At 32.3% G+C, this 1,571-nt stretch carries 1 pseudogene; it reads right to left on the reverse strand.

What is annotated here, in order from left to right:
- Positions 1-193 precede the first annotated feature (193 nt).
- Positions 194-1,571, reverse strand: a pseudogene (locus F6K13_RS32405) (hypothetical protein); the annotation flags it as partial.

Raw genomic sequence — 1,571 nt, forward strand, 5'->3', positions numbered from 1 at the left:
TAGATATTGAAGATTTTTAGGGAACAGGGAACGGGGAACAGGGAAAAGAGAAGAATAAAAAAATGAATATCTTATGAATAAGATAACTGCTATACCGTATACTTTTAAGAAACATCTCAATTCTCACATCTGATTCCTGATTGCTATATTTGTTTTTATTTACTTCGTAAGTATTTCCTGTGGAATGCTTACTTTACTTTTTAATTTTCGCTACTCTAATTGCATAGTCAGCATAGCCTTGATATTCTTTGACTTTTTTTCTAGCTTGTTTATATTTAGGATGAGATGCTGGCACTATTTTCATAAATTCTGTTGCGTCTTGCCACTGACTTGCTACTGCTTCCCATTCTATTTTAGTCTGGGCAGATTGAGCCATTTCTGCTGCATTTATAGCTCGATTAACTGCAAGTTTAAATGGGTCTGGTGGCGGTAATACAATAGTTGTTTTTGGGATAGGTGAAGATTTTTTTATTGGGGAATATACAGGTGTAGGTTGAGTTTTGACTTCTTCAATTTCTAGGTTTTCGGAGTTTACTTTTTTGGCTATTGGTGAGGGGTTTTCCGGAACTATAACTACAGTTTTTTCGGACATTAATTGCCATTGATAAAATCCATATATACCTAATGTAAGTAAAGGAATAATCAGTAATACCAAAATATTGTTTTTGATTGTTTTCTGGATGGTTTGTAAGTAATTACTTTTTTCTCTTTGATCAACTGGCTTGACTTTTTTTGTCGCCAATACTGATTGAGGTTTATTTGTGATTTTAACTCCAGAATAGGTGCTAGTTTTTGTCAATTCATTCTCTGTTTTATCTTTTTCTTTTTGCTTAAATACCCCGCCGTCTACACGGTGTTTACAATTGCTTGGGGTTTGAGTCCCCATCCACTTTTTCCTCTCTTGATGGGTATTCCTTTCCGTCTGTCGCCGACGCGGGGTCGCACCGCTTCTTCCTTCTTTCTTCTTCCTTCTTCCTTCTTCAATCAAATTAATCTGAGGTTGTTTGGATAAACTTGTCTTTTGTAGAGTAGGACTATATATTTTGTTCAATACCAAAAAACTTTTAGATAAAAATTCAAACTGATATAATTTAGCTGCTACAATTAACCAAACACTAATAAATATAAATAAAAGTAACTTTTCGATGGATGTTTCAGGATATAAAAATTGACTTTTTTCTAAAATGGCAACTTGATAATTTAGGTTAAACCAAGGCAAAATCAATGTATATATTAAAGTTGCTGCCAGGGTACTAATAATAATTATCAACCAACTATATAAAGCTTTCCACCAACTTGTAATTGGCGGGAATAAGAAAAAATTATACCGATAACTTCGATGTAAAATTTTCCTAAAAATATGAAAAATCAAAATAAAGTAATGATGCAAAAAAGCAAAGACAGGAATCAAAAAAAACAGAAAAATAATACTCAAACAAATGAATAACTCTAAACTTCCCCCTAGTTTTTGCCAACAATATATTCCCAGTTTTAAATCCTTAATTATGGCAACTAAAATAGTTATAAAATAAACCATAATTAAAGCCTTTAACCAAGAACTAGGATAAGGA

This window comes from Okeania sp. SIO2B9 (genome assembly GCF_010672505.1).
In the GTDB taxonomy this organism is placed as follows: Bacteria; Cyanobacteriota; Cyanobacteriia; order Cyanobacteriales; family Microcoleaceae; genus Okeania; species Okeania hirsuta.